The organism is Streptosporangium sp. NPDC023615, from assembly GCF_040640155.1.
Lineage (GTDB): Bacteria > Actinomycetota > Actinomycetes > Streptosporangiales > Streptosporangiaceae > Streptosporangium.
In genome coordinates, this window is the sequence record NZ_JBFABE010000140.1 from 1 (window position 1) to 4,295 (window position 4,295).

A 4,295-nucleotide genomic window follows, 5' to 3' on the forward strand; every position below is an offset into this window, starting at 1 on the left:
CACGCCAGCAGGTGCGCCGACAGCGCGAACGCCAGGGCGGTGTCGCCGCCGCCCCGGGAGAAGGCCTCCAGCGACAGCGCCGTGTCCAGGGCGCCGAGGCCGCCGCCGCCGTACTCGGCGGGCAGGCACAGGCCGGCGGCGCCCAGCTCCGCGGCGATCCGCCAGCGCTCCCGGGTGAACGGCTCCCGCGGCGGGCCCGACTCCTCGTACAGGCTCTTGCGCGCGCCGTCGAACATCGCGTCACGCCGCTCGCCGCGCGCGCCGCCGAGACCGAACTCCATGGGCGGTGTTCCCTTCCGAAGCGGTGCCCTAGACCCACGAGGGAGTGTCGAGGATCTTCAGGACGGCGCACGAGATGGTGACGCCCGGGCCGATGCCGCCCAGCAGCACGTGGTCGCCGGGACCGAGCTCGCCGGTCGACAGCAGGTGGTCCAGGGAGACCAGGTGGTCGCTGGCGCCGAGATGGCCGACGGTCCTGGCGAAGTCCCAGCTCGACTTCGACATGGGCATGCGCAGCACCGCCATCCACCGGTGCTCGACCGCCTCGGGGGAGAGGCTGGTGAAGATGGTGCGGGTGACGTCGGCCACCTTGATCTCCGCCTCGGCCAGGGTCCGGCTGAGCACCTGCATCATCCGCTGCTGCACGATGACCCACGCGAGCGCGAGGTCGCTGTCGGCCGCGCACATCCGGCCGAACTCCTCGGCCCGCGCGCTGAAGTCGACGGCCTCACCGGTGGTCGCGCTCGGCGGGAAGAGCGGGGTGCCCGCGCGGTGCAGCTCCTCGGCCTCGGGCACGGAGATCGAGCTCACCGCGAGCAGACGGGCGAAGCCCGGCTCGCGGGTGAGCACCAGCGCGCTCCCGGCGTCGCCGAGCACGAAGTCCGGCCCGGAGCACCAGCGGTCCATCCGGGCGGTGCCGAAGTTGTCGGCCGTGACGATCAGGGCGTCGCGGCCCCGGGGGTCGCCCGCCATGAACCCGCCGGCCAGCTCCAGGGCGCTCAGCACGCCGTTGCACCCCTGGCGCAGCTCGACGGCCAGCAGGTCGCCGCCGACGAGGTGACGCTGCAGGTAGTACTGCGGCGACCAGCCGTCGGGGCCCTGGTGCCAGACGTCGGCGTACAGCATCAGTCCCAGGGCGCCGGTGCCGCCCCCGCCGCGCGTGATCGCCTCCCGCGCCGCCCGCAGCGCCATCTCGGGGGCGGGGATGTCGCCCGCCACCGCCGCTCCGAGCATGTCGTGGACCTTGGCGTGCTCGGGCGAGCACAACCCCTGCGCGACGGCCGACTCCACGCTGACCGTCGGGGGGACGAACGTGCCGATCCCCCGGACGAAGACCTCTGGTGTGCGCACTGCCCTGCCTCTCTGCTCGCCTGTGACCGGCCCGGTCAGGCTCGACGGGACGGGGAACCGGCGTGCTGCGTCTCCACCGTCTCCACCGTCCCCGCCGGCTCGACCGGCCCCGACGGCCCCGGAGTCCCGTTCCCGAGCTGGGAGGTCGCCTCCAGGTAGCGGTCGATCACGGTCCGGTGGTAGCCGGGGCCGAAACCCATCTCGCCGACCGCCGGCACCAGCCGCCGGAGCTTCTCCACGGAGATGTGGTGCGACGTCCCCTCGTCGATGATCTGCCTGCGGGCCGTGATGCCGAGCCGCGCCTCCAGGTGGTCGACGATCAGCTCGATCGGCACGGACTCCCCGGTGGCCACGTTGACCACCTCCTGGGTGGTCCCGGTGGCCAGCAGCAGGTCGATCACCTTTATCCAGTCGGTGATGTCGATGATGTCCCTGCGCGCGCTGCGGTACATCGTGAGGTTGTCGGAACGGATCTGCTCGATGAGCGCGGGGATCAGCCGGTTCGCGGGCACGTGCGGACCGACGACGTAACCGAGCCGCAGGATCAGGTGCCGTACCCCGGAGTCCTGGATCCGCCGCTCCAGCGCGAGCTTGTGCCAGCCGTAGGGGGTGACGGGCTCCACGGGCTCGTCCTCGCGGCCCCGGCAGCCCGCGCCGCCGTACATGCTCATCGACGCGGTCGAGAGGAACACGAGGACACGGTCCTGGCGGAGACACTTCTCGATCGTCTCGGCGACCAGAGCGGTTTCCCGTTCGTAGTCGGAGTCGGAATTCCTCCACAGCGACACACCGGCGGCGAGAATCGTCACCTCGGGATGCGCGTCGTCGATCGCGCGCAGGTGCCTCGCGAGAAAGCCATTTCCGATGATCTCCATTCCCAGCACCGCTTTCCAGCTCTGGAGGTTAACGTATCGGTTCCGCCCGTCACCATATAGCGGCGCCCGGAATAGGAAAGAGCCCGCGGCTCGCGGCCCAAGGCCGTTTGTCCCGCCAGCGAGACAGATGTGCGTTCTCCGCTGCTTTCTCCGCCGGACGGCGGGAATTGCGGAGGGTCATACGCCGGCCGTCGTCCCTGCACCCGCCTCCGGGGGCGCGGAGCTCGCGGAGCCCGCGGAGCCCGCGGAGCCCGCGAGGTCGGCCTGCCCCTTCTTCAGCGGCTCCCACCAGCTGCGGTTCTCCGCGTACCAGCGGGCCGTCGCCGCCAGGCCGTCGGCGAAGGGGACCCGGGGCCGGTAGCCCAGCTCGGATGCGATCTTGGAGCTGTCGACGGAGTAGCGGCGGTCGTGCCCGGGCCGGTCCTCCACCGGCAGGACCATGGACCAGTCCGCACCGGCGATGTCGAGCAGCGCCCCGGTCAGCTCCCGGTTGGTCAGCTCGGCGTTGCCCCCGATGTTGTAGACCTCGCCCGGCCTGCCCTTCCAGGCGACCAGCGCGATGCCGCGGCAGTGGTCGTCGACGTGCGCCCACTCGCGCACGTGCAGTCCGTCGCCGTACAGCGGCACCCGCTCGCCGTCGAGCAGGTTGGTGACGAACAGCGGGATGACCTTCTCGGGGAACTGGTAGGGCCCGTAGTTGTTGGGGCACCGGGTGATCGAGACGGGGAAGCGGTAGGTGCGCGAGAACGCCCGCGCCAGCAGGTCGGCCGCGGCCTTGGAGGCCGAGTACGGGGAGTTGGGCTCCAGCGGGTGGCTCTCCACCCACGAGCCCGTCTCGATGGACCCGTACACCTCGTCCGTGGAGACCAGGACGAACTTCCCGACGCCGCCGCCCAGGGAGGCCTCCAGCAGCGTCTGGGTGCCCACCACGTTGGTCGTGACGAAGTCGGCCCCGCTGTCGATCGACCGGTCCACGTGGGTCTCGGCCGCGAAGTGCACGACCAGGGAGACCCCCCTGGTCAGCCGCGCCATCAGCGCGGCGTCACAGATGTCGCCCTGGACGAACTCCAGGCGCGGGTCGTCGATGACGGACGCCAGGCTCTCCATGGTCCCGGCGTACGTCAGCTTGTCCACGACGACGACCCGGGCCTCCTCGAGGCCCTCGTAGGCGCCCGAGAGCGCGCGCCGCACGAAGTTCGAGCCGATGAACCCGGCACCGCCGGTCACCAGGATCCGCATTTGGATGCACCTTTGCTGTCAGTCACGCGAGTGATCGGGCGATGTCCATGACGTACCTGCCGTACACCGACTGGCTCATCTCGGTGCCCCGCCGGTAGCAGGCCTCGGCGTCGATGAACCCCATCCGCAGGGCGATCTCCTCCAGGCAGGCGACCCGCACACCCTGGCGGCGTTCGAGAATCTGCACGTACTGGCTCGCCTCCAGCAGGGACTGGTGCGTCCCGGCGTCCAGCCAGGTGAAGCCCCGCCCCAGCGGGACCAGGTTCGCCTTGCCCTGCTCCAGGTAGACCCGGTTGACGTCGGTGATCTCCAGCTCGCCGCGGGCCGAGGGGCGCTGCTCCCTGGCGATGTCCACGACCTGCTTGTCGTAGAAGTACAGGCCGGTGATGGCCTGGTCGGAGCGGGGGACGCTCGGCTTCTCCTCGATGGAGACCAGCCGGCCCTCCGCGTCGAGCTCCCCGATGCCGTACCGCTCGGGGTCGCTCACCGGGTAGCCGAACATGACGCAGCCGTCGAGCTCCTCCCTGGCCCTGCGCAGCAGGTCGGGGAAGCCCGCGCCGTGGAAGAGGTTGTCGCCCAGCACCAGCGCGCAGGGGTCGCCGTCGATGTGCGCGTCACCCAGCAGGAACGCCTCGGCGATCCCGCGCGGCTCGGGCTGCGGCACGTAGCTGAAGTTCACTCCCAGATGGGAGCCGTCGCCGAGAAGCGCCCGCAGCGACGGAAGGGTCTCCGGCGTGGAAATGATGAGGATGTCACGTATGTGTGCCAGCATCAGCACGGAGATCGGATAGTAAATCATCGGCTTGTCGTAGATGGGAAGCAACTGCTTGG

General features: G+C 70.6%; 5 protein-coding genes. All 5 read right to left on the bottom strand.

Annotated features, from left to right (window positions below; translation table 11 throughout):
* Window positions 1-281 (bottom strand): acyl-CoA dehydrogenase family protein (locus tag AB0G16_RS38320; RefSeq protein WP_362815878.1); only part of this gene is annotated, 281 nt, incomplete at its 3' end.
* Window positions 282-309: 28 nt separating this feature from the next.
* Window positions 310-1,350 (bottom strand): ketoacyl-ACP synthase III family protein, encoded by a 1,041-nt coding sequence (locus AB0G16_RS38325; protein WP_362815880.1) that lies wholly within the window; start codon window positions 1,348-1,350, stop codon window positions 310-312.
* Window positions 1,351-1,385: 35 nt separating this feature from the next.
* Window positions 1,386-2,225, bottom strand: a complete 840-nt coding sequence (locus AB0G16_RS38330; RefSeq protein ID WP_362815882.1) for an NAD-dependent epimerase/dehydratase family protein — start codon at window positions 2,223-2,225, stop codon at window positions 1,386-1,388.
* 177 nt (window positions 2,226-2,402) lie between these two features.
* The gene (rfbB, locus tag AB0G16_RS38335) at window positions 2,403-3,464 is read right to left on the bottom strand and encodes a dTDP-glucose 4,6-dehydratase (RefSeq protein ID WP_362815884.1); all 1,062 of its coding nucleotides are present in this window, start codon (window positions 3,462-3,464) and stop codon (window positions 2,403-2,405) included.
* A 22-nt stretch (window positions 3,465-3,486) separates the two neighbouring features.
* A partial coding sequence (gene rfbA / locus AB0G16_RS38340) for a glucose-1-phosphate thymidylyltransferase RfbA (RefSeq protein ID WP_362815886.1) occupies window positions 3,487-4,295 on the bottom strand: 809 nt, incomplete at its 5' end.